Annotated in this window: 25 protein-coding genes and 1 pseudogene; 13 read left to right on the top strand and 13 right to left on the bottom strand. The window is 64.3% G+C overall.

Going from position 1 to position 22,608, the window contains the following annotated elements; translation table 11 throughout:
• Window positions 1–58: 58 nt before the first annotated feature.
• A complete protein-coding gene (locus J3S28_RS00910) occupies window positions 59–820 on the top strand; it encodes a maleylpyruvate isomerase family mycothiol-dependent enzyme (RefSeq protein ID WP_207835990.1) in 762 nt (253 codons plus the stop codon).
• Between the two features lie 109 nt (window positions 821–929).
• Here the strand turns inward: J3S28_RS00910 and J3S28_RS00905 are convergent, their stop codons facing one another.
• The 3 genes from J3S28_RS00905 to J3S28_RS00895 all read right to left on the bottom strand — a co-directional run bounded on the left by J3S28_RS00905 (window position 930) and on the right by J3S28_RS00895 (window position 3,708).
• Window positions 930–1,505, bottom strand: a complete 576-nt coding sequence (locus J3S28_RS00905) for a hypothetical protein (RefSeq protein WP_307796724.1) — start codon at window positions 1,503–1,505, stop codon at window positions 930–932.
• A 35-nt stretch (window positions 1,506–1,540) separates the two neighbouring features.
• Entirely contained in the window at window positions 1,541–2,320 is a 780-nt protein-coding gene (locus J3S28_RS00900) for a hypothetical protein (protein WP_207835988.1), read from the bottom strand.
• A 107-nt stretch (window positions 2,321–2,427) separates the two neighbouring features.
• Window positions 2,428–3,708 carry a serine hydrolase domain-containing protein gene (locus tag J3S28_RS00895; protein ID WP_207835986.1) on the bottom strand — a complete coding sequence of 427 codons (1,281 nt, stop codon included), beginning with the start codon at window positions 3,706–3,708 and terminating at the stop codon, window positions 2,428–2,430.
• Window positions 3,709–3,988: 280 nt separating this feature from the next.
• On the opposite strand from J3S28_RS00895, the gene J3S28_RS00890 reads away from it, so the two are divergent.
• Window positions 3,989–4,606 (top strand): TetR/AcrR family transcriptional regulator, encoded by a 618-nt coding sequence (locus tag J3S28_RS00890; RefSeq protein WP_307796722.1) that lies wholly within the window; start codon window positions 3,989–3,991, stop codon window positions 4,604–4,606.
• Window positions 4,607–4,894: 288 nt separating this feature from the next.
• On the opposite strand, the gene J3S28_RS00885 is transcribed toward J3S28_RS00890, so the two are convergent.
• The 3 genes and pseudogenes from J3S28_RS00885 to J3S28_RS28185 all read right to left on the bottom strand — a co-directional run.
• Complete coding sequence (locus tag J3S28_RS00885; protein ID WP_207835983.1) at window positions 4,895–5,299, bottom strand: hypothetical protein; 405 nt, start codon at window positions 5,297–5,299, stop codon at window positions 4,895–4,897.
• 396 nt (window positions 5,300–5,695) lie between these two features.
• A complete protein-coding gene (locus J3S28_RS00880; RefSeq protein WP_207835981.1) occupies window positions 5,696–6,001 on the bottom strand; it encodes a hypothetical protein in 306 nt (101 codons plus the stop codon).
• Window positions 5,991–6,380 (bottom strand): annotated as a pseudogene (locus J3S28_RS28185) (DUF6461 domain-containing protein); the annotation flags it as partial. The pseudogene J3S28_RS28185 and the gene J3S28_RS00880, both read right to left, overlap by 11 nt.
• Before the next feature lie 642 nt (window positions 6,381–7,022).
• On the opposite strand from J3S28_RS28185, the gene J3S28_RS00875 reads away from it, so the two are divergent.
• On the top strand, window positions 7,023–7,985 hold the full coding sequence (locus J3S28_RS00875) for an alpha/beta hydrolase (RefSeq protein ID WP_207835979.1): 963 nt from the start codon (window positions 7,023–7,025) through the stop codon (window positions 7,983–7,985).
• 114 nt (window positions 7,986–8,099) lie between these two features.
• Window positions 8,100–9,098: an oxidoreductase gene (locus J3S28_RS00870; protein ID WP_207835977.1), complete on the top strand. Its 999-nt coding sequence runs from the start codon at window positions 8,100–8,102 to the stop codon at window positions 9,096–9,098.
• A 19-nt stretch (window positions 9,099–9,117) separates the two neighbouring features.
• On the opposite strand, the gene J3S28_RS00865 is transcribed toward J3S28_RS00870, so the two are convergent.
• Window positions 9,118–9,486 carry a DUF427 domain-containing protein gene (locus tag J3S28_RS00865; RefSeq protein ID WP_207835975.1) on the bottom strand — a complete coding sequence of 123 codons (369 nt, stop codon included), beginning with the start codon at window positions 9,484–9,486 and terminating at the stop codon, window positions 9,118–9,120.
• Between the two features lie 61 nt (window positions 9,487–9,547).
• Window positions 9,548–10,339 carry a helix-turn-helix domain-containing protein gene (locus tag J3S28_RS00860; protein WP_207835973.1) on the bottom strand — a complete coding sequence of 264 codons (792 nt, stop codon included), beginning with the start codon at window positions 10,337–10,339 and terminating at the stop codon, window positions 9,548–9,550.
• A 113-nt stretch (window positions 10,340–10,452) separates the two neighbouring features.
• Here J3S28_RS00860 and J3S28_RS00855 point away from each other — a divergent pair, with 113 nt between their 5' ends.
• The gene (locus J3S28_RS00855; protein ID WP_207835971.1) at window positions 10,453–11,214 is read left to right on the top strand and encodes an SDR family NAD(P)-dependent oxidoreductase; all 762 of its coding nucleotides are present in this window, start codon (window positions 10,453–10,455) and stop codon (window positions 11,212–11,214) included.
• Window positions 11,215–11,244: 30 nt separating this feature from the next.
• Here the strand turns inward: J3S28_RS00855 and J3S28_RS00850 are convergent, their stop codons facing one another.
• Window positions 11,245–11,640 carry a nuclear transport factor 2 family protein gene (locus J3S28_RS00850; protein ID WP_207835969.1) on the bottom strand — a complete coding sequence of 132 codons (396 nt, stop codon included), beginning with the start codon at window positions 11,638–11,640 and terminating at the stop codon, window positions 11,245–11,247.
• 149 nt (window positions 11,641–11,789) lie between these two features.
• Here J3S28_RS00850 and J3S28_RS00845 point away from each other — a divergent pair, with 149 nt between their 5' ends.
• From J3S28_RS00845 to J3S28_RS00830, 4 genes are read left to right on the top strand one after another with little or no spacing between them, the layout of a single operon-like run.
• Window positions 11,790–12,470 (top strand): GntR family transcriptional regulator, encoded by a 681-nt coding sequence (locus J3S28_RS00845; protein ID WP_207835959.1) that lies wholly within the window; start codon window positions 11,790–11,792, stop codon window positions 12,468–12,470.
• 56 nt (window positions 12,471–12,526) lie between these two features.
• Entirely contained in the window at window positions 12,527–13,960 is a 1,434-nt protein-coding gene (locus tag J3S28_RS00840; RefSeq protein ID WP_207835956.1) for an allophanate hydrolase, read from the top strand.
• The gene (locus J3S28_RS00835) at window positions 13,957–14,682 is read left to right on the top strand and encodes a cysteine hydrolase family protein (RefSeq protein WP_207835948.1); all 726 of its coding nucleotides are present in this window, start codon (window positions 13,957–13,959) and stop codon (window positions 14,680–14,682) included. The genes J3S28_RS00840 and J3S28_RS00835 overlap by 4 nt, the downstream gene beginning before the upstream one ends.
• Window positions 14,683–14,694: 12 nt before the next feature.
• Entirely contained in the window at window positions 14,695–16,281 is a 1,587-nt protein-coding gene (locus J3S28_RS00830) for a SulP family inorganic anion transporter (RefSeq protein ID WP_207835945.1), read from the top strand.
• Between the two features lie 72 nt (window positions 16,282–16,353).
• Here the strand turns inward: J3S28_RS00830 and J3S28_RS00825 are convergent, their stop codons facing one another.
• Window positions 16,354–17,598: a L,D-transpeptidase gene (locus J3S28_RS00825; RefSeq protein WP_307796719.1), complete on the bottom strand. Its 1,245-nt coding sequence runs from the start codon at window positions 17,596–17,598 to the stop codon at window positions 16,354–16,356.
• A 287-nt stretch (window positions 17,599–17,885) separates the two neighbouring features.
• Here J3S28_RS00825 and J3S28_RS00820 point away from each other — a divergent pair, with 287 nt between their 5' ends.
• Window positions 17,886–18,671, top strand: coding sequence for a M23 family metallopeptidase (locus J3S28_RS00820; protein WP_207838048.1), 786 nt, complete (start codon window positions 17,886–17,888; stop codon window positions 18,669–18,671).
• Between the two features lie 81 nt (window positions 18,672–18,752).
• Window positions 18,753–18,902, top strand: coding sequence for a hypothetical protein (locus J3S28_RS00815; protein WP_207835942.1), 150 nt, complete (start codon window positions 18,753–18,755; stop codon window positions 18,900–18,902).
• A 21-nt stretch (window positions 18,903–18,923) separates the two neighbouring features.
• Here the strand turns inward: J3S28_RS00815 and J3S28_RS00810 are convergent, their stop codons facing one another.
• The 3 genes from J3S28_RS00810 to J3S28_RS00800 all read right to left on the bottom strand — a co-directional run bounded on the left by J3S28_RS00810 (window position 18,924) and on the right by J3S28_RS00800 (window position 20,504).
• Window positions 18,924–19,805 carry a sulfurtransferase gene (locus J3S28_RS00810; protein WP_207835940.1) on the bottom strand — a complete coding sequence of 294 codons (882 nt, stop codon included), beginning with the start codon at window positions 19,803–19,805 and terminating at the stop codon, window positions 18,924–18,926.
• 209 nt (window positions 19,806–20,014) lie between these two features.
• Complete coding sequence (locus J3S28_RS00805) at window positions 20,015–20,221, bottom strand: hypothetical protein (RefSeq protein WP_207835938.1); 207 nt, start codon at window positions 20,219–20,221, stop codon at window positions 20,015–20,017.
• A 46-nt stretch (window positions 20,222–20,267) separates the two neighbouring features.
• Window positions 20,268–20,504, bottom strand: a complete 237-nt coding sequence (locus tag J3S28_RS00800) for a DUF3263 domain-containing protein (protein ID WP_207835937.1) — start codon at window positions 20,502–20,504, stop codon at window positions 20,268–20,270.
• Between the two features lie 219 nt (window positions 20,505–20,723).
• Between J3S28_RS00800 and J3S28_RS00795 the strand changes: the two genes are divergently transcribed.
• Window positions 20,724–21,614 carry a universal stress protein gene (locus J3S28_RS00795; protein ID WP_207835935.1) on the top strand — a complete coding sequence of 297 codons (891 nt, stop codon included), beginning with the start codon at window positions 20,724–20,726 and terminating at the stop codon, window positions 21,612–21,614.
• A 1-nt stretch (window position 21,615) separates the two neighbouring features.
• The gene (locus tag J3S28_RS00790; RefSeq protein WP_207835933.1) at window positions 21,616–22,572 is read left to right on the top strand and encodes an arsenic resistance protein; all 957 of its coding nucleotides are present in this window, start codon (window positions 21,616–21,618) and stop codon (window positions 22,570–22,572) included.
• Window positions 22,573–22,608 lie beyond the last annotated feature (36 nt).

Genomic DNA, 22,608 nt, shown 5'->3' with positions numbered 1-22,608 from the left:
CTCCATGCCGAGCCAACTGAACCAGTTTCCGATCACGAACTGCCTCGAAAGGCCGACCATGACCGTCCCCTCGTACACTGACGTCACCTCGATCCCACGAATCGAGCACCGAGAGGCGATGCAGATCGCCGCAGTCGAGAACGGCAAGTTCGCCGCCGCCCTACGCGCACTCCGCGAGGGCGATTGGACGAAACCCACCGCGTGTCAGCTGTGGGATGTGCACGCCGTCGCGGCCCATATAGTCGGATCGGCCGCCGGGCAGGCGTCTCCGGTCGAGTTCGTTCGGCAGATCCGGAAGGGCAAGCCACTGGTCGCCGAGATCGGCGGGCAGTACTGGTGGGACGGCATGAACGAAGTACACGTCCGCGAGCGGTCCACCAACTCGCCCGACGAGCTGATCGCCGAGTGGGACGCCATCGCCCCCAAGGCGCTCAAATCCCGCACGACGTTGCCCCGCCCGATTGCCAAGCTGCCGCTGCTGGGTCTGCCCGCCCCGGTGGGACGTCAGACGGTCGCGTACCTGTTCGACGTCGGCTTCACTCGCGACGTCTGGATGCACCGAGTCGACATCGCCCGCGCAGCCGGCACCGAGCTCGACATCGACGCCGAGCACGACGGGCGCCTCGTCGCCGACATTGTCGCGGAATGGGCAGGCACGCACGGTCTACCGTTCACCCTGGACCTGACCGGTCCGGCAGGGGGCTCATACCGGTCCGGCCACGGTGGTGAGTCACTCGAGATCGACGCCGTCGAGTTCTGCTCGATTCTGTCCGGCCGCGGCGAGGCCACCGGGCTCCTCACCAACCCTCTGCCCCTCTGACCATCGATCACAGCCTCACGCAGTACGTGTAGCTACGCTCGGAGCCTATCGGGGTCCGCAGTGAAAGCCCGGTCGCAACGGACGCCACTCGCGGCCCCGACCGATGGTGCTACGGGGAGGTCAATTCGTTCCACAGGTCGTCGACGACATCGGCGAGGTCGGGTGGCAAACAACGTGCGTCGTAACAGGGTCCGGGCACGACCGCCTGCGGCGCAGGCAACGGAGTCTCCGGAGCGTCTCCGGGCACCACCAGCCGCGACGTCACCGCCGTCGGCACCCCGCCGGCAGGGGCGAGAGTGCCCCATTGTTCGACGCCGTCGACATTCGGCACGGTGGTGCAGCCCCAGTACAGGTCGTAGACCCCTTCAGGAAGGGCAGTGGATCCGTTCGGGCCGTCCTCTGTGAACACCTCAAGAGTCACCGTTCTCGTGGTCCCGGGCAGGATCAGTGCACCCGGATCAACAGGGTTGACGTAGCCGAATGGCGGCCGCGATCCGCTGTCCGCCACCGAACCTGCAGGCAACCCGAACAGCTTGCACCCGATCACAGCTGTCGACCGGTTGGTGATGGTCGCAGTAGCGATGTTGCCCGACACCGCCGACACGGTCGTGACGTCACCCGGCGCCGCGTTCGCATGCGCGAAACACAGCACAACCGGTGATAAGCAGAGCAATACGACTGTCACTGCGCGCCAAGCGTATCGCGGCGCGATCGACCTGATCACCGTGTGCCTTCATGCTCGGCCGCGGTGGCGCCGACCGTCGGTTCCGTCCGTAGAGGCCGGACGACGCTCCGGTTCCACGCAGCCACGACCACGACGGGGATCAACGCGAGCGAGGTCCGTCCCATGAACAACGACACCGAATCTTCCTCCATCAGAGCCGGAAGGGCGAAGTAGCCGAACAGCCACAGCGTCACTGCCACGAGCATCGCCGCCCGAGCGAGGGTGAACGACTCAAATCCTATGGCCTGGAGGCTGGACGGGAGAACGGAACGGTAGAAGTCGACCACGATCCACAGCACCAGATAGCCCACGATGGTGTAGATCCACCAGCGGTCGATCTGCCAGCCGAGGACAAAATGAGTGACGTCTCCGTCATCGGCGAACACTCGCAGGGGGACGTAGTCGTACAGGTTCGCGACGCAGAAGAACAGGTACCAGAACAGCCAGAGGGCAACCCACGGCCGGCTGACGATCGGCCTTCGCTTGATCATCAGCCGGGCCACGACGTATCCCAGACCGTTGCCGATTCCTGGTCCTGCGAACGCGGCCAACGCCACCTGCCAGTGATCGCCTGCTGCCAGCGCCTGGGTGTAGTCGACGTTCTCGTCGATGTGTGCGAGCAGGAACAGATTCCACGCGCCGGTGCCGCCCCAGTCGATCAGCAACGGGTTGCTCTTGATGCCCACAATCCAGGCCATGAACGAATGGCTGTACTCATGCGGAATGACCGTCAGATAGTGCGTGACGATCATGATGACCGGCATCGCAGCGAACATCTGCCAGACTCTCCGTCGAGCGGGCGATGACGTCGCCTCTCCTGCTGCAGCGGCCCCGTCGGGATCGGGGTTCGGTGGTATTGCTGCAGAGTGTGTGGGTGTGGTTGTCACTTGGGCACTCCCGAGGTTTGAGTGGGCGCGGCGGCCGGGTCGCCGGGTACGGCGGATTTTCCGTAGAGCGTGCCGATGATGGACTTCGCCACCACTACTGCGGCGTTCTCTCCGTCGACCGGGGAGGCCGAAAGATTCGTGCCGATGATGATGGTGTCGCCCGTGTCGATGTTGTAAGCCATGAACGTAGAGAAGCCGGGCAGTTGACCGTCATGCCCGAAGATGCCGGGGGCGAACTGTGCGATCCCGAGGCCATAGCCGACGCCGCTCGGTGTGCCAGAGGTCATCGACTGCACACTGTCCAGTCGCAGCTTCTGGGTCTCGTCGTCGAGTAAGCCGCCGCGGACGAGGGCCTTGACGTAGGTGGCAAGGTCAGTGGGGGTGGAGATGGCGCCGCCGGCCGTCCACGCCCACGACGGGTTCGCGTCTGTTTGGTTGAGCGGCTTCAGGGTTCCATTCAGCGCGTCGGGCAGGAGAGCGGCGGGGACGGCGTACGAGTCGATCGTTTCGACGTTCGTGCCGAACTGATAACCCTGCGGATGAGTGTCGGGAATCGACGAATCGTCTGGCGCCGGCAGGTGGGTGTGCGTCAGACCCAGCGGTTCGAAGATGCGCTGTGCGAACGCCTCTGAGGCCGACATCCCGGTGAGCTGTTCGATCACCACCCCGAGCAGCACGATGTTGGTGTTGCTGTAGTCGAAGACCTGATCCGGCGCCGAATTGGGCGGATGAGAGAAGGCGATCGCGAGCAGCTCATCCGGCGTCCACGCCTTCTGCGGATCAGCATCCAGCGTGGCATTGAAGGCCGGGTCGAAGGTGTAACTGTAGAGCCCGCTGCGCATTTCGGAAAGGTCGGCGATGGTGATGTTGTCGCCGCCAGGCACGTCGGGCCGAAACTTCGAGATCGGGTCGTCGAGCGAGAGAACGCCCTCTTGAACGAGCTGCAGGATGACGGTCGAGGTCATGGTCTTGGTGTTGCTGCCGATGCGCAGGTAGTCATTGATCTCGATCGGCACATCTCGGCCGAGCTCAGCTGTGCCGAATGTGGAGGTCCAGTCCCCTCGAGAGGGCGATTGCACCATGACGACAACGCCCGGGATGGCGTTGTCCTTCATGACTGCGGGGATGGCGCTGCGCAGCTGGGCCGAATAGTCGGGCTCGGCCGCCGTCGTCGATGTATCGGTGGCGCCGGTCGGTGATTGCGACGTGCACGCGCTCAGGGCGAGCACTGCTGCCGCGGCAATCGCCAAGGCCGCTCGAATTTTCGGGTTCGTCATGATGCTCACGCTCGACTTCCGGCGAGCGGGTGCCCGCACACGCCCTCAGGTGCGGTGAGACACAGCGAATCTTTGTCGCAGTACAGCATTCCAGTGCTGGAGGTCATCAAAAACGGTCCTTTCGAAGGCCGATTGTCGCGGTCGGAACAATAGGCAGCCACACTATCGTTGATAGTATATCTATCACTGATAGCTCCACAAGGTGTGCCTTCGGCGTATCCACGAGCCCGTATGATGACTTCGATCGTTCATAGTTTTTCTATCGTGGATAGGTGTTGCCGTGTCAGAGGCGGAACAGCCCGGGGCCGAGCCCTCTGTGCCCGACCGTCGCGCCGTGCGCCGGGCCGCGAAGATCGCGACGATCGTTGAAGAGGCCTGGGCGCTCAGCCGGGCAGACGGGTTGGCCGGAATCTCGTTGCGCGATTTGGCAGATCGGGTAGACCTGCGCCAGCCGTCGCTCTACGCCTATTTCGACTCCAAGCTGGCGCTCTACGACGCGATGTTTGCAGACGGCAACCGCCAGCTACTCGCATACACCGCGGACCTGACGCCGACTGGCAATCCTGAACAAGATCTCACCGAATTCGTCAGCAGGATCGTCCGATTCTCGAGCGACGACGTCGAACGTCACCAGCTACTTTTCCAGCGCACCATCCCTGGGTTCGAACCTTCCCCGGAGTCCTACGCGATTGCCATCGAATTCCTGAACCGCGGAGCGGCGCTGCTGCAGGCAGCCGGCGTGAGCCGCGCAGAGGACGTCGACCTGTTCACCGCGCTGTGCGCAGGCCTCACCCACCAGCAGGTGGCCAACGACCCCGGAGGCGATCGCTGGGTCGCACAGGCGCGTCGGGTCGTCACGATGTTCCTCACCGAAGTCCGACAGCAGCCCAGAGAGTAAGCGTCAACGCCAGTCCCTCTCGCCGATGTCTGCATCATCGCCGAGTCGCTCACAATGACGCTCAGCGAGACGTCGGTTTGTCCTTGTCCGTCTGAGCAACATGCAGCAGTCTACTTGACACGGCCTGTACGAATGCCGCAATTTGACTGTGCCACAGTATATCTGGACAACTTTCCGGACCGACTGGCTCGCGGTATCGAGGTCGAGCAGAAGTAAACGTGTAGTCGCAGTGGGGGCGAGACCGGCGGCCCACCAGGGACCGGAAGACCAGGCCGCTTGGCGGCAGATCTAGTAGGTGACCGTGTTGTTGGACAGGTTGGGATCAGCGGTGGTCGAGAACACCGAGTAGGTGAGGGGTGTGCCGTGAATGAAGCCGCATCCGTTGAAGTATGCGGTGCGCGATTGGCCGGCGGGCACAGTGCCCAATAGTTCCGGTGGCCCACCGGCTACGAGGGCGGCCAGGCTGCTGGGTACGGCGATGACGTTGTGTGCGGTGCCCGGTCCGTTGTTGGTGATCGCGAGGTAGCAGGTGTCGAAGCCCGAGGAAATAGCTAGCGACAGGTCGGCGGTGCCCGCTCCAGCAGAGCCGGTGTCCGGTACGGCAGCACCGGGTCCGGCCCCCAGCACCAGTGCAGCGCCGGCCGCCGCCACGATCCCGGCACCGATCGCGCGACAATTGGTAAGCCTGCTCATGAGTCCGCCCCCTTTTCCCGGCACTTCACTGTCTGCCACAGGATTGTACGTTTTGTGCTGATGCGGCGGAGTGGAATCGGCCGAAACGCCCCGCACCCTACATTGATTTCCGTTGGCGGCGCTACAAACCATAGGGTCTCGACTATTGCGCTCAAAGCGAATTTTTTTCCTGGCAGCAAAACGTATCCCTCCTGGACCATACCTTCGGTGACGGCCAGAAGCTACTCGTCTCACATCAACACCTCGCGTTACCAGTTCAAGTTGCGCCACAGTGTATTTCGGTCTGCGTCTAGCCTGGCCGTTGATTCGATTCGTCGGCGTTGAGGGCGCACCGACTGTCAGAACGCAAGGTAGCGCGGACTGTCTTTCAAGATGACTGGCTCACTGTCAGTGGCCTCAGTGGTCCACAGCTGCAGCATGAATGTCTTCATTCTTAAACATGTCGTAGTTCGGGTCGTGTGGATCGTAATCCCAATCAACAACAAAATCGTCTTCAGTCTTGGGCACCGACGTGTGCATGCGCTCACGGCCATAGGCCCGGATTCGATACACGACAGGGTCTAGGACGAGCGAGTCCAGCTCGCCCCGCACCTTTGGTGGCGCAGCCACAAAGGCAAGCAGAATCGCAGCAGGTTCATCAAGACCTTGGGTTCGTGCCCAGTCACGGATCGCCTGCGTTTGTTGAGCTGCTCTATCGGCCACCGACGGTCCGGCGCGGCGGCGGCGGGGGTACCCGGCCGGTTGACAACCTCGACGACAGTGAAGGTGGCACCCGCAGCAGCTGCGGTGTCAGGTGCTGACCAGCCACGGTGTCACACAACGCGAACGTCGCCTCGTCGTGGTGAAACTCAGTTGGTTCTGCATGAGGATCGAGCTCGAACCCACCGATCTGACGCATCGTCGGCACAAGCTCATCGGGTGCAGATCCGTGCCGCTGGGACGCGAACAGCGTTTCAAACCATGTCCGGACCACGCCGTCTACGTGCTGGTGGAAGTACGAGTATTGGCTGCCATAGTGGACAACGACTTCCCTACCGACCGAGAGTGGTCGCATGAGTTGACTACTGGCTCCGACATAACCGTTGTGCTCAAAGGAGCTCCGCCTTCGAAGTGACTTAACTCACAGATCCTCCAAGCGCGGTGTCGGGGATGTCAACCGACGTGAACACGTCAAGATCCTCTTCTTTGGACTCGCTTAACCCAGGTGGCGGACCTTTCTTGGGACAACATGTTCCGCGTTCAGCGAAGGTGTGCGGTGGCGAACCGTCGGCCGTCCGACCAGTAGCCGCCCACAGCGGCCACGCACGTACCGAAGCCGACGGGCCAGCTCGTGGCGTCCACGCCGGCACAGTTTTAAGTGTGCGACGTCCTGGATCTCGTCAAGCAGGACTGCCCGTCGTCCTCGTCCTCGTTCAGAGCTTCCTGTCGTTCGGCGTCGGCAGCACCTTGATCACGCGAGTGCTGTATCCGCGTGTGAATAGTGGGCTCAGCCAGATTGCTGCCTGACCTCGGCTGGGAAGCACCAGAAGTACGGATCAGCGAAGACAAAAACCGGGATGAACCTGCAGGTGGAAGCCCTAGCGCCGGCCGGACCTCCGGACCGGGGATGCACGTGGGCGGCTCTGCTGTTATTTTGCTGTTATCTTTTCTCGGGGTCGCAGGCGGCTCCGAGGACTTCCCGGCTCGTTTCGGGCCATCTGAACACTGCATATGAAGGAAACTGATGCGCGCAAAGTTTGCCTGGCGGAAATTGGTCGCCGGCGCCGCTGCCGTGGTTGCCGGTGTGACCCTGTCGGTCGCTGCCGTTCCTGCCACTGCCTCCGCCGAACCACAGACCGTCCGCGTCTACTCGGCCTCGATGGGCAAGAGCATTCCGGTGAAGGTGCTTCCCGCCGCAGGCGGTGGCTCGAACAACGCCACCCTGTACCTGCTCGACGGTCTTCGCGCCCCGAACAACAACAGCGGCTGGCTGCTCGAGACCGATGTACAGAATTTCTTCGCCGGTAAGAACGTCAACGTCGCGATTCCGTTCGGCGGCGGCGGCAGTTTCTACACCGACTGGCAGCGAGACGACCCCACCCTGGGTCGGCAGAAGTGGGAAACCTTCCTGACCCGGGAGCTGCCCGCCTACATGCAGGCCAACTTCGGCAGCGACAACCGCCGCAATGCGATCGCGGGCCTGTCGATGAGCGGCACCTCCGCGCTCAACCTGGCCTCCAAGCACCCGAACTTCTACCAGGGTGTCGCCTCGTACAGCGGCTACCCGACCGTCAGTTCCCCCGGATTCGCCCAGGGCATCGCCGCATCCGTCCTCGAGATGGGCGGTAACCCCGTCAACATGTGGGGCATCTGGCCCGCCGGTGCCTGGCTCGAGAACGACCCGTCGCTGCACACCGCGAACCTGCGTGGCAAGCGCGTCTACGTCTCGTCCGGCGCCGGATCACCGAGTACCAACCCGGCCTTCAACCCGGCCAGCGCGTCGTTCGACCCGATCAAGTTCTCCCAGATGGTTCCGCTGGAAGCTGCCGCAGGCATCAGCAGTCAGCTCTACGTCGCCAGCCTCCAGGCGGCCGGCATCAACCCCCAGACCCACATCACGCCTGAAGGCGTGCACTGGTGGTCGTTCTGGCAGGACCGTCTGAAGGAATCCTGGTACGGCACCCTGGCTCCCGCTCTGGGGGTCTAGCAACCACAAGCAACACTCAAGGCCGCGGCCCGAAGCAATTCGGGTCGCGGCCTTCTTGCTTCGACGCCCCTCCCCGTGTCCACCGGAACGTGCGGCTGCGATTAGCTTCGAGACATGGACAACTTCTCAGCCCTGGTGGCCCGGCAGGATGACGATCAGATCGTGGCAGCGGTCGAGAGTCTCGACGCAGCGCAACTCCCGGACGGCGACGTGACGATCCGGGTGCTGTATTCGAGCGTCAACTTCAAGGACGCGCTGGCGCTGAGGCCGAAGGGCGGGGTGGTGCGCGACTACCCGATCGTCCCCGGCATCGACCTGACCGGCGAGGTGGTGGAGTCGCAGTCACCGGACTTCGCGGTCGGCGACCTGGTCCTGGCCCACGGCTACGAGATCGGCACGGGACGTCACGGCGGGTACGCCGAATACGCGCGGGTTCCGGCCGAATGGGTCGTCGCACTCGGTCCGATCTCCCCGCACGACGGAGCGGCCATCGGGACCGCCGGGTTCACCGCGGCGATGAGCGTGCAAGCCCTGATCGAGCGCGGCCTCACCCCCGGGGACGGGCCGGTTCTGGTGACCGGAGCGACAGGCGGAGTCGGTTCTGTCGCCATCGATCTGCTGGCGGGTGCAGGCTACGAGGTCGTCGCCTCCAGCGGAAAGACCGAAGCAGCCGACCGACTCCGCGCCCTCGGTGCCGCCGACGTGATCGGGCGGTTACCGGAGGACCCGGATGCCAAACCCCGCCCCTTGGGCAAGACACGCTGGGCCGGAGCCGTCGACTGCGTGGGCGGCGCGACACTGGCGGACGTCCTGAGCTCGGTCAGGTACGGCGGCGCTGTCGCGGCCAGTGGCCTCACCGGAGGCCCAGGCCTTTCGACGACCGTCCTGCCTTTCATCCTGCGCGGGGTAGCGCTCCTCGGGATGGACTCGGTGCAGATGCCCATCGAACCGCGGCGGGCGCTCTGGGAGAAGCTCGGCACCTCGCTCGTCCCGCAGCATCTTGCAGATGTCACGACGGAAGTCGATGTGAAGGACGTCGCCGAGGTCATCGACAAGGTCCGCGCGGGCAAGTTCTCTGGTCGCGCCGTCGTCAAGGTCGCCGGCGGCTTCTGATCAGCGCCGGGCCCGGCGTTCAGGAGACCGTGATGACGACCTTGTTCGGATAGAACGCCAGGTGCCCGGCGATGCCCGAGACGGCGTCATAGGGCTCGGCGTAAGTCCACGCCGCGTCGGCGATCACCCCGTCGGGCGTCACCAGGTCGAAGTACGAGGCGTCGCCCTTGTAAGGGCAGTAGGTCTCGGTATCGCTGGGTCTGAGCAGCGACGGATCGACGGCGGACAGCGGGATGTACGCCACCGGCGGATACGTGGATTCCTGCAGCGTGAGCGACTCCGCGGTGTCGGCGACGATGGTTTCGCCGGCCCGCACCCGAACCTGACCTGCGCTTGCCTCAACGGTGATCGGATGTGTCTCGTCGGGTATCAACCGGGTCTTTGCCATGTGATCCACCTCTCTTGTGTCACAGAGATAACCGCTCACCGGCCGCGCTGATTCCCCGGTCTCACGGCAGCAGTCGACGCAGGTACTCCGCGGTCTTGTCGTCAGCGGGGTAGAAGCTCTCGACGCTGAGTTCGTCCACGGTCACATCCAGTGGCGTTCCGAAGGTGGTGACCGTGCTGAAGAACGACAACTCCTGATCACCGGTGCGCAGACGTAGGTACACGGCGACATCGCCGGAGATCACCGCGTCCTCTTCCTCCACTTCCGGCCCCGGGAATGCCTTCAGTTCGGCGAGCAATGATTTCAGCTCGGGATCCCCCGTCACCCGGATCTGCCGGTCCAGCCGTTCGAACAGGTGCGTCCGCCATTGCCCGAGATTGATGATCCGGCCACCGAGTCCACGCGGATCGAGACTGAACTTGAGGACGTTGAACGGCGCCGCGAGCAGGTCGTCGGGTGCATCGTGGGTGAATGCCGCCACCGCTGCGTTGGCGTCCACCAGATTCCAGTGCCGATCGACCGCCAGCGCCGGGTACGGTTCGGTTGCCGTGAGGACTTGACGTAAAGCGCTACGCACCATGGTCATCCGCTCGCCGTCCAGTGGCGATTCGCCGTAGGTCGGCGCAAACCCTGCCGCCAGCAGTAGCTGGTTGCGTTCCCGCAGCGGCACGTCGAGGTGGTCGGCGAGCTTGAGCACCATTGTGCGACTCGGCGCCGACCGACCTGTCTCCAAGAAGCTGAGATGTCGCGCCGAGACGTCGGCCGCCGACGCCAATTCGAGCTGCGGCACGCGCCTGGTGGTTCGCCAATCCCGCAGCAGATCGCCGAAGAGGTAGCGCTGTCGGTCGGTCATGTCCGGACGTTCCCTTCCGTTCCTAGAAGCATTATGTCCGCGCGAGTTCACGGTCAGCCTATGATCGGGCCCGGACCATCGAACGCCGGATCATCAACGCCGAGGAGCTGGACATGACTGTGCTCGACCGCTTTCGCATCGACGACAAGGTGGTGATCGTCACCGGCGCTTCGTCCGGGCTCGGCGTTGCCTTTGCCAAGGGTTTCGCCGAGGCCGGCGCCCGGGTCGTCCTGGCCGCCCGCCGCGCCGACCGGCTCGAGCAGACCGCGAAGTTGGTCGAATCCGTCGGCGGGACGGCACTGTCCGTCGTCACCGACATATCCCAGCCAGACCAGGCCACCGCGCTCGTCGACGCCGCGATGGCTGAGTTCGGCCAGGTCGACGTGCTGATCAACAACGCCGGCGTCGGCACCGCGGTGCCGGCGACCCGAGAAACCCCGGACGAGTTCCGGGCGGTGGTCGACATCAACCTGAACGGCTCGTACTGGGCCGCTCAGGCCGCCGGCCGAGTGATGCAACCGGGGAGCTCGATCATCAACATCTCGAGCATCCTCGGCATCACCACCGCGGGCCTCCCGCAAGCCGCCTACTCCGCGAGCAAGGCTGCCATCTCCGGACTCACCCGCGACCTGGCCCAGCAGTGGGGCAGCCGGAAAGGTATCCGCGTCAACGCGATTGCCCCCGGCTTCTTCAAATCCGAGATGACCGACACCTACCCCGACGGCTACCTGCAGGCCATGGGTCCGCGGCTGGTGCTGAGCAGGACCGGCGACCCAGAAGAACTGGCCGCCACCGCGATCTGGCTGGCGTCGCCGGCCTCCGGATACGTCACCGGTCAGACCATCGTCGTCGACGGGGGCGTCAGCATCACCTAGCTCCACGAGACCCGATCCCTCTCGCTCGTCTCAGCCGGGCATCTTGTCGATGAACCCGTAGACGGCGGTGATCTTCTCTTCGTCGTTCACGGCCGCGACGTCGAATCCGACCACCAAAGGCTCGGCGCCCACCTCTGCGACCAACTCCCAGGTGAATCGGGCGATGTTGTGGTGGGCGTCGAGTACGTCTCCACGAACGAACGTCAGGCCGGCGAACTGCTCCTGCGCGCCGGCGATGACCTGATCGATACCGTCGACGCCGCAGACCGACGCGAGCGGGTCGGTATACACGCCGTCGGTGGTCCACAGTGCCTCGATCAGCGCCCGACGAGCGACGGGTTCTGTCTCGTTCCATGCGGCGAGATACCGGTCGACGAGCGCACCCACGGTGTCGAGATGCGATGTGTCCTGGATAGTTCCGGTCATTGTCTACTCCTTGAATGTTGTGTGTGATGACAATCGTGCTGCCTGCAGGTGTCCCTGGGCGATGACGTCGGAGGTAAGAATCTCCATCATCCGGCTAGGATTGTCGACAAAATCACCCGGTTCGCTGAGCGAAAGGACGAGGCTGGCTTGTGGCCGTGCCAAGAGGAGCGATCGACGAGCAAGGCCTTCCCGTCAGCCTGGTCGACGTTGCGGGCCGCCGTGTTCGCGACGCCATCCTGTCGGGAGCACTGAAGCCCGGCGAGAAGATCGTCGAGGAACAACTGTGCGCAAGTCTCGGCATCAGCCGGGCGCCGCTGCGCGAGGCACTGCGCCTGCTCAGCCAGCAGGGCCTCGTCGAACACTTCCCGCGGAGGGGGTCACGCGTCACCGAGTGGTCACCACAGGACATCCTGCAATTGTTCGAATTGCGGCACATCCTCGAACGACATGCCATCGAGTCGGCGCTGCCCCTTGCCGATGTCGAGTCCGCCCTCGATCCGGTCCGCGAAGCCCTCAAAGACATGCGCACCGCGAGTGAGCGCGATGACGACCTGGAGAAGGACGACGCCCACCGGCGCTTCCACGCGGCGGTCGTCGGGCTCGCCGGCAATCGACAGCTCGACATAGCGATGGAACCTGTCCTGCTCAAGCTGCAGCTGCCGATGGCGATCAATCTTCGTAGCGAAGCCCGCGTCCACGACCCGAGCGACGGGATCCGGCGACACCAGCGAATTCTCGAAGCTTTGGAAACCAACGATCCACGAATTGCGGTCGCGGCGGCCAAAAACCACGGACAACTGGCCTACCTGGGCCTGGAGAGCAACAGCTAACACAAACGACACACAGCCGTTTCGCCGTTGGCACGATTCTGTCGACAATCGACATTATGACTTTCGATGCAACGGCAACCGGGCCCACGATCGGTCCATCGGTCGCAGAGATCCTGCAGTCCCACGCGAGCGGTAGCGGATCCCCGACAAAAACAGCGGCCCGCGTGGCCGACGCGATCGCCGCCAGGGGCGACGACGGTACCTGGCTGTCGACTGTGCCGCGCGAGAAGCTCCTCGCCGCAGCCGAAGCCATCGAACAACGACCCGGCGCCCGCACCCTCCCGCTCTACGGGGTCCCTTTCGGAGTCAAGGACAGCATTGACGTCGCTGGCGTCCCCACCACGCTGTCATGCCCCGACTACGCCTACCTCCCCGAGGCCACGGCACCTGTCGTGCAGCGTCTTCTCGACGCCGGCGCCCTGTACGTCGGCAAGACGAACCTCGACCAGTTCGCGACAGGTCTCAACGGGACCCGCACCCCGTACACGGTGCCGCGGAGTGTGTACGGCAACGAAATGATCTCCGGTGGTTCGAGTTCCGGGTCCGCTCTGACCGTGGCCCTGGGGCAGGTGCCCTTCGCTGTCGCCACCGATACCGCCGGGTCGGGCCGAGTTCCGGCCGCACTCAACGGAGTTGTGGGTTTCAAGCCGTCCCGCGGTCTGATCAGCACTGTCGGACTCGTCCCGGCCTGCAAGTCGCTCGACTGCATCACCGTGATGGCCGGATCGATCGACGACACCGACCGGGTCCTCGACGTGGTGATCGGTCGCGACGACCGCGACTCCTGGTCTCGGGACCGCGGTCCCCGCCACGACGGCCGATCGATCCGGGTGGGGTTGCCCGCCCCTGATGAGCTCGACTTCTTCGGTGATGACGAGATGCAGGCAGCGCACCTGGCGTTCCGCCACCGAATCTCCCGCACAGAAGACATCGTCGATGCACCATTGGCTCCGTTCCTCGCCGCAGGCGCCCTGCTCTATTCGGGACCGTGGGTCGCCGAACGCCTCGTCGAGTTCGCTGATTTCCTCGCTGCACAACCTGAGTCGATCGTCCCCGTCGTCCGCGACATCCTCCGCAGCGGCGAGAAATACACCGCCGTCGATGCCTTTGCCGCTCAACAGAAGCTACAAGACCTCAAAGCCGAGGTGGCCCGCCTCTGGGAAGACATGGACGTCCTGGTGGTCCCCACCATCGGTACCACCTTCACGGTCGAGGAGGTGCTTGCGCGTCCCATCGACTGCAACACAATGCTGGGTCACTACACACACTTCGGAAATCTTCTCGACCTCACCGGTGTCGCCATTCCTGTCGGCCATACCGCCGACGGCCGACCACTGAGCGCGATGATCCTCGGGCCGGCGCTCTCCGACGACACAGTCCTGACTCTCGCCGCAAGATTTCTCGACGAACCCCGCACCATCTCCGCGCTGCCCGCCGATGCGCAGCACCACCATTCGGCACCAACATCAGTCATCGAGGAGCATTCATGACCGAATCCCCCACCGTGTCAACATCTGTCGATGCGGCGCCCGAACCGTACTCGCTGATCGCGGGTAAAACGGCGCTCATCGTCATCGACATGCAGCGCGACTTCATCCTGCCCGGAGGTTTCGGGGAGAGCCTCGGCAACGACGTGAACATGCTCCTGAAGGTGGTCCCGCCTCTCGCCGACCTCATTGCCGCCGCGCGAGCCGCCGGAATGATGGTGATCCACACCCGCGAAGGCCACGTGTCCGACCTATCCGATTGTCCCCCAGCAAAACTTCGGCGCGGCGCGCCGTCCAAGCGGATCGGCGACGCCGGTGAGTACGGCCGCATCTTGATCCGCGGCGAGTACGGCCACGACATCATCGACGAACTCGCACCCATCGAGGGAGAGATCGTCATCGACAAACCGGGTAAAGGGGCGTTCTACGCCACCGACCTGCAGGAGATCCTCACCGGGGCGGGCATTACGCAACTGCTCGTCACCGGGGTCACAACGGAGGTGTGCGTGCACACCACCACCCGGGAGGCGAACGACCGCGGATACGAGTGCCTCGTCGTATCCGATTGCGTCGGATCGTATTTCCCGGAGTTCCAGCGCATCGGTCTGGAAATGATCAGTGCGCAAGGTGGAATCTTCGGCTGGGTCGCCGATTCCGCGGCGGTCATCCCCGCCATTGCCGCTCTATCCGTCACACCAGCCTCCGCCCCCGCCTCCCAGAGCTGACAGGAACCGTCCATGAGTACTGAAGTCAACGAAAAAGTCCCACTGCCGACCCCCGAACCCGTGAAGATCCCGTGGTGGACTCGCGGCGACACCAACGCCTTCTTCGGCCTGGGATTCAACATCCTGGTGAACGTCCTGACCCTCACCGGGCTGATGATCGGCGTCATCAGCGTCTCCCCCGGTGACGTCCTGGGAACGGTGCTGCCCGCGCTCGGTGTCGCATTGATCTTGGGCAACCTCTACTACACCTGGCTGGCACGACGCCTGGGGCAGAAAGAGAATCGCACCGACGTCACGGCGCTGCCGTACGGACCCAGCGTCCCGCACATGTTCATCGTCGTCTTCGTGGTCATGCTGCCGGTCTACCTCAACACCGACAACGCGATCGCAGCCTGGCAGGCCGGTCTCGCGTGGGCGTTCATGATCGGCGTGATCGTGATGATCGGGGCGTTCGTCGGTCCGTATATCCGCAAGATCACCCCGCGCGCAGCGATGCTCGGCACCCTCGCCGGAATCTCGATCACCTTCATCTCGATGCGGCCCGCGGCCCAGATGTACGAAGCCGCGTGGATCGGCCTACCGGTGCTCGCCATCATCCTGATCGGCTTCTTCACCAATGTGCGCCTGCCGGGCAACATTCCGGTCGGTCTGGCCGCCCTGCTCGTCGGTACCGCCATCGGCTGGGCCGGCGGTTTCATGGATGCGCCTGCCGTGGGTGACGCAATCGGCGACATCGCGGTCGGCGTCCCAGACCAGCGCTTCGACATGCTGTTCGACGGATTGAAAGACCTCGCGCCACTGCTCGGCACCGCGATCCCCCTCGGTGTCTACAACTTCACCGAGGCGATGAGCAATGTCGAGAGCGCGGCAGCCGCCGGCGACAACTACAACCTGCGCAGCGTGCTGCTGGCCGACGGCGCCGGCGCGATCATCGGTGCCGGTTTCGGTTCCCCTTTCCCGCCTGCGGTGTACATAGGTCATCCCGGCTGGAAAGACGCCGGCGGTCGCGCGAGCTACTCACTCGCCAGCGGCGTCGCGATCGGATTGCTCTGTTTCCTAGGCCTTTTCGGGGTGCTCGATTCGATACTGCCGGTACCGGCGATCGTGCCGATCTTGCTGTACATCGGTCTGCTGATCGGTGCGCAGGCTTTCCAGGCAGTACCGCGGATCCACGCCATCGCGGTGGTCGCGGCGATCTTGCCGAACCTCGCGCAGTGGGCCCACGGACTCATCGACAACGCTCTCTCAGCGGCCGGCACGACGGCGAACGATGTCGGGATGGAGTCGCTCAACGGTGCGGGCGTCGTCTACGAAGGCCTCAAGGTGTTCGGCGAGGGGGCGGTCTTGGTCGGACTCGTCCTGGGCACGATGGTCACCTTCATCATCGACAAGAAGTTCCTCTACGCGGCCATCGCGTCGGCCGTCGGTGCGGTGCTCTCGTTCATCGGCCTCATCCACGCCCCGGAGGTCGCCTGGAACGCGGCGCCCGAGGTGGCACTGGGCTACCTGTTCTTCGGCCTCGTGTGCCTGGGCTACTACTTCCTCCCCGGGGGCAAAGAGTCAGTGGAACACGACGACTCGGACGTGATGGCGGAATAGCGCCACCCCCGCGCAGACAGCAGTGCCCCGGCCAAGCGGTCGGGGCACTGCTGTTCGTCGCCGGCCGGTCTGTCAGAGTGCGCTGCCGGCCGTCCAGGTCTCCCAGGGCACGCCCCAGTCGCCGTTCTGCCACAACTCGAGCGCAGGACCGCCGGTATTGCGGACTTCGACGACGTCGCCGGTGACCGCGAGGTCGTAGAACCACTTGGCGTTGTCGGGGTTCAGGTTCAGGCAGCCGGACGACATGTTGGTGTTGCCCTGCTGGGGGATGGTGTCTTCCAGCTGGTGCAGGTAAATGCCGTCATTGCTGATCCGGGTGGCCCAATTGATGGTCTCGCGGTATCCCAGACGCGAGTTCACCGGCAGTCCGTAGGTAGAAGAATCCATGATCACCGGGTTGGCTTTGTCGAGCACGGTGTAGGTGCCCGATTGAGTCCAGAAGTGGATGGTCTTCCCATTCACCGTCTCGGTGCCGCCCCGGCCCATCGAGGTCGGCATCGTGCGTACCAGTTCGTCGTTGACGTAGACGCTCACCTGCTTCGTGGTGTCGTCGGCGATGGAGACATGCGAATCGCCGATCGTGAACGAGCACACTGCGTCATCCTGGCCGTACAGACCGTTGCCCAGGTCGATGGCGTAGACCATCGCACGAGCGGTCACCTTGGTCCCGGGCCGGAAGTACTCCTTGGGCCGCCAGTGCACGTTCTGGCTGTCGACCCAATTCCACTGCCCCTCCACGGCGGGCTCCGTCTGAACGGACAGCGCCTTCTGCGCAGCGGCACGGTCGGTGATCGGTTCGTCGAAATGCACCACGGTGACGATCCCGACGCCGTAGGTGGCGCCGTCCCGCAGCGCTCCCCCACCGGTGGTGACGAACGAGGGCATGGTCAGGTTGTTCGGTTCGACGGTGCTGAATGTGCTGGTTGTCGAACGGGTACGGCCCGCCGCGTCTCGGGTGGTCGCCTCGAGCCGGTAGGTCTTGGAGTAACCCAGGGCGGTGTCGGGCTTCCAGGCCAATCTGTCGGGAGTCATGACCCCGGGGATCACCCGACCCTCATCGTTGGTCATGACCACGTCGGCCAGCGTGCCCTCGGCGACACTGACCAGCACCGTGCCCACCGGATCAAAGCCCACGGTTGCCGACGGCGGCTCGAAGGTCACCTGCGCCTCGGGTACCGGCGGCGGAGCCGAGGACTTCTGTGTCGTCGTACCCCCGCTCGCGCAGGCGGCAAGCGCTGCAGCGAGCGCACCACCGCCCGCGATGAGTAGCCCCCGCCGACTGATGTGACCATCTGAACTCCGATGGCGTTCGGACACCGGGCACACTCCTCTTTCACGACTACCACGACGCTCACCATTACCAACGCTCACCAGTTTACGGAAGGCTGACCGGTTTGCCCGTTTCCGTCATGCCCGCCTGCGGCGCCCGCACGGCACGTAGTAACCTTTCCGTGTCCTCGCTGATACCAAAACGTTGCTTCTGAGAAAAGGACCTATTTGTGGCTCGACACCGCCTGACCGCACCCGCCCCGTACCTTCAGGCGCCCGCCGTGGCCCCTGTCTCACCGGGCCTCCAGGTCAGACCCGGCGTCACGCGCGCCCAGATGGCTCCGTGGGAGCGTGGCATCTGTTTGACGCAGTCCGGCGCGCAACCGACCGCTGCTCAACGCAGAGTACTGGTGCAGGAGGCGTCCGCAAGCCGTGGACCGCAGCATCGCGCCCCCCGAACCGGCGTGGTCCCGACCACGGCCAAAGCAGGCGCATTCGCCGCCGTCGCCGGAGTGATCGGCTTGTCGGTGGGTGGGGCCGCTCAGGCCTCTGCGGACACCCCGGCCGCACCGGTCAACGCCGGCTTCCCCGCGCTGCCCCAACTCCCTGCACTTCCCCCCTTGCCGGCACTGCCCCCGGAGCTGACCCTGCCGTCGGACCTGACGCTGCCCGCGCCGCTCGATGACCTGGTGCAGGACCTGCTTCCTCCGCAGTCGGCCCAACCCGACGGCCGCACTGCGGTTTCTCCGACCACGGGCACCCTGACCTCGGGCTACGGCGCCCGATGGGGCACCACCCACTACGGACTGGACATCGCCAACGAGATCGGCACCCCGGTCTACGCGGTCACCGACGGCACAGTACTGGAGTCCGGACCCGCGAGCGGCTTCGGGCAGTGGGTTCGGGTCCAACAAGACGACGGCACCATCGGCGTCTTCGGCCATGTCGACCAGAGCTTCGTGACGGCCGGACAACAGGTCAAGGCCGGCGAGCAGATCGCCACGGTCGGCAACGAAGGACAGTCCACCGGACCGCACCTGCACTACGAGGTCTGGGACCAGAGCGGCGCCAAGATCGACCCCCAGGTCTGGCTGAACAACCGCGGCGTGAGCATCGGCTGATCCGACAGACAACAACACAGCGCCCCGACCTGATGGTCGGGGCGCTGTTTGGTGTCACACCGGTTGGGGCACGCTGCACCCATGACCTTCCCGCATGAGAACGAAGAGCCCGTCGGCGAGACCGCTGAGAAGGACGAGGAGAAAGACGTCTACGAGGCAGCCCAGGAAGGTGCGGGCGGCGAACGTAAACACGCCGTCGGTGGCTCCGAAGGCACCACCGACGGACAGTGAACGTGCGAGAGAAGTCTCAGATCAGCGCGGCGAATCACCTGTGACCAACGGCAGATCCGGATCGGCAGCCCACGCGGTCATCGAACCATCGTAGATTGCGACATCGTTCCGACCCACCAGCGAAAGGGCCTGCGCGACACCGGTTGCAGCGATCCCGCCGCCACAGTAGGTGACAATTGTCTTGTCGGTGTCGAGAAGACCCGCAGCTTCGAATGCTCTTCGCAGCTCCTCAACGGGTTTGAATCCGCCGTTTTCTGCGTCGAGCACCCCCGTGACCGGCACGTTGATGCTGCCCGGGATGTGGCCGTTGCGTGCGTAGGTGGTGGTTTCGCCGCGGTAGGTCGGCTCGTCCAGCACGTTGACCAGAATGGTCGATTCGTCATCGAGGGCGGCAAAGATCTCCTCTGTCGAGCGCAGCAATTCCGGTCGGCGTAGGGGAACGAACTCGCGGGGTGTCGCGGTCGACGGCTCGTCGGTGACCGGGAGCCCCGCAGTCTTCCACGCAGCGATGCCACCGTCGAGTACAGCGACGTCGTCGAAACCTTCCAGCCGCAGGTGCCACCAGAAGCGGGTTGCCCAGAAGCCCGCCGACTGGTCGTAGACGACCACTTTCGCTCCGGAGCCGATCCCCAAGGCGCCCGCCGCCGCGGCGAATCGCTCCGAGCTCGGCACCGTCCAGGCCTGCTCGTTGTCGGGATCGGCGAAGTCGGTCAACAGCTCCGCGAAGAGCGCGCCCGGGATGTGTTCGGCCTGATAGGTCGCCTGCCCGGACTCGGGGACATACGGCCCGTCCTTTGGGATCGGAAGGTGAGTGGTGGCGTCCACGACCACCAGATCAGCGTCGTCGAGATGGGACTGCAACCAGGCGACGTCAACGATCGCGGGTAGTGACTTGTTGCTCATGGGGCCTTCCGTGAGGATATGAAATCGGACATTCCCCCCGACGTGCACGGTAATGGCCGGCATCGCGACGGGGCACCGTACCCGACCTCACAGCCTGCAATGGGTGACAGCGTGGCCCCACGCTGACATACTCCGCCTCACTCCACCTTCATGCGCGGGCATGTCGCACGAGATGGTGCGGTCAGCCCCGGAACCAAGGACGCAACGCTTCAGAAAGCGGCGGGAAACCGCCGGCGCAGCGCATCGATCTGTCTACGAACCTCATACAATTCGACTCGCTTCGTGGCATGGGTCTCTGCGGGTGCCGCGAGGGTCGTGATCTCTTCTTCGATCTGTGTAGCCCACTCCTCGAGTTGCGCGGCAAAGTACTGCGCCTGCGCCTCGTTCGAGTCCTGGCCCCACTTGCTCGTGGTCATGGCGCAGGAGTCTATCCCGCAGGCCCGCGCCGTCCCACGCTTCGGGCTAAGTCGCCAGACGATCCGCAGCGACCTTCTTCATCGCAGCGAAGGTCGAGCGATCGACGGCCGCCCCCTCCTTGCCATCGAGGATGTCGCTCAATCGCCGGAAGTACTCTCGTTCGGCGATGCCGAACTCGACGAGGATGTCTTCAGCGGTCCCGCCGCCGTACGGATACCAGCGTCGGGCGAAGTCGAGAATTTCGAGATGCCCGGCTGGTAGGTCACTGCCTGTGATGGTCATAACTCAATTATCCAGCTGTCCAGAGAATCTCGCATCCTTGATCTCCCATTTATGGCCAAAGGGATTAAATAGATGAATGGGTCATGAACTGCGGATTAATTCGATGTGAGCAGGGTGTGTGACCCCGCCACCGGTACTGTCATGTCCAGTTCGGTGCACACCGAGCGCCGGGGATCGCCCAGAAACCGACGACCCGGCCGCCAGAAACGAGGACGTGAGATGAGTACCGACACAGGCGCGGTGGTCGTGGGCATCGACGGATCGGAGGCCGCGCTCGGCGCAGCACGCTGGGCCGCGGACTACGCCGCGAAGAGCGGCTCACCCTTGCAGTTGCTGCATGCCATCCCGCGACTCGAGTGGTACTTCGCCAATGCCATGGTGTTCAGTCCTGACGCGCTCGCCGATGAACTCGCCGCCGACGGCGACAAGAAACTCGACGTTGCCGAAGCAGAGATCCGCGCCTCCCACCCCGAGCTGACGGTGACGAGACGGGTTGTCAACGAGGCGGCTGCCAAGGCATTCGCGGTGGCATCGGACACGGCCCGGCTCATCGTCATCGGTTCTCATTGGTCCAGTGCTGCAAGTGACCTCATCCTCGGCGGCCACGTCATCCGCATAGTCAACCAGGCCACATGCCCGGTGTTGGTCTGGCGAGAGGCGCAGGCGACGCGGACGGGTAAGCCCCTCCCCGTCGTCGTCGGTGTCGACAAGTCCGACAACTCGCTGCGCGCCCTGCGTGCCGCGTTTGCCACCGCAGAGGTTCTCGGTGCGCCACTGACCGTCGCCCACATGTGGGAGACCGGAGCGGCCGTCGGCCTCGGTTATGGCGAAGGTCCTGTCGACTGGAACCTCCTCCATCTTCTGCAATCGACGCAGGAGGAAAAGCTCGACGAAATCGTCGCGCCGCTGCGCAAGGAGTTCCCCGGCGCGCATGTCCACAAGGTCTACACCGACGTCGGGCCGGCGAAGGGCCTCAAGGATCTGTCGAAAGACGCCCAGCTGGTGGTCGTCGGCAGCAAAGGCCACGGCAAACTGTCCGGCGCCATACTCGGCTCGGTCAGCCAGAGCCTCATCCACCATGCGGAGTGCTCGGTCCTGGTGACGCCCTGAGGTGAGCGGTTTCGCCGACCGCCTCGAGCGACACCAGGTCGCGATCTACCTGATCGCCATCGCCGCGGGCGGCGCAGTGGGCTGGGCGGCAACCGATCTCGGCCCGATCCTCGAACATGCGATCAACCCGCTGCTCGGGGCGCTGTTGTACGTCACATTTCTCCAGGTGCCGATCGCCGACCTGGGTAAAGCGCTACGCGACACCAAGTTCCTGTCCGCGCTGCTGGTGATCAATTTCGCGATCGTGCCCCTGGTCGTCACGGTGATGTTCGCGATGTTGCCTGCGCAACAAGCCGTGCAGATCGGTGTGCTGCTGGTACTGCTGTGCCCCTGCGTCGATTACGTCATCGTGTTCACGGGGCTGGCAGGGGGCAGCAGTACCCGCCTGATCGCGGCCACCCCACTGTTACTGGTGGCCCAGATGGCACTGCTCCCACTGTTTCTGTGGCTCTTCCTCGGTTCCGAGCTGGCCGACATCGTGGAGTTCCGGCCCTTCGTGGTCGCGTTCGTCGTCCTCATCGTGGTCCCACTGGCGCTGGCCTGGGCCACCCAATGGTGGGCAACGCGCAGACCTGCAGACACGCGCGTCACCGAGGCGGTGAACACCACCATGGTCCCGCTGATGTCCGCAGTGCTGTTCGTGGTGGTGGCGTCCCAGGTGCCCACACTCGACGGGAATCTCTCCGATGTCTTGTCCGTGGTGCCGTTCTACGTTGCGTTCTTGGTCGTGATGGCGCTTCTCGGAACAGCACTTGCAGCCGCGTTCCGTCTCGACACCGGGCGCAGACGGGCGCTTGTCTTCAGTGGTGCCACCCGAAACTCACTGGTGGTGCTGCCACTGGCCTTGGCCCTGCCCGCCGGTTTCGAGATCGCTGCGGTCGTCGTGGTCACCCAGACGCTGGTCGAGGTGATCGGCATGGTCCTCTATGTTCGCCTCATCCCGCGACTGGTCGCCTGAGCACGAGAGTTCTTCGCGCGCTCGCCGCCCTCGCGG

Source organism: Williamsia soli (assembly GCF_017377795.1).
Lineage (GTDB): Bacteria > Actinomycetota > Actinomycetes > Mycobacteriales > Mycobacteriaceae > Williamsia > Williamsia soli.
The sequence above is the reverse complement of the archived record's forward strand: the minus strand, read 5'-3'. Positions and strand labels throughout refer to the sequence as shown.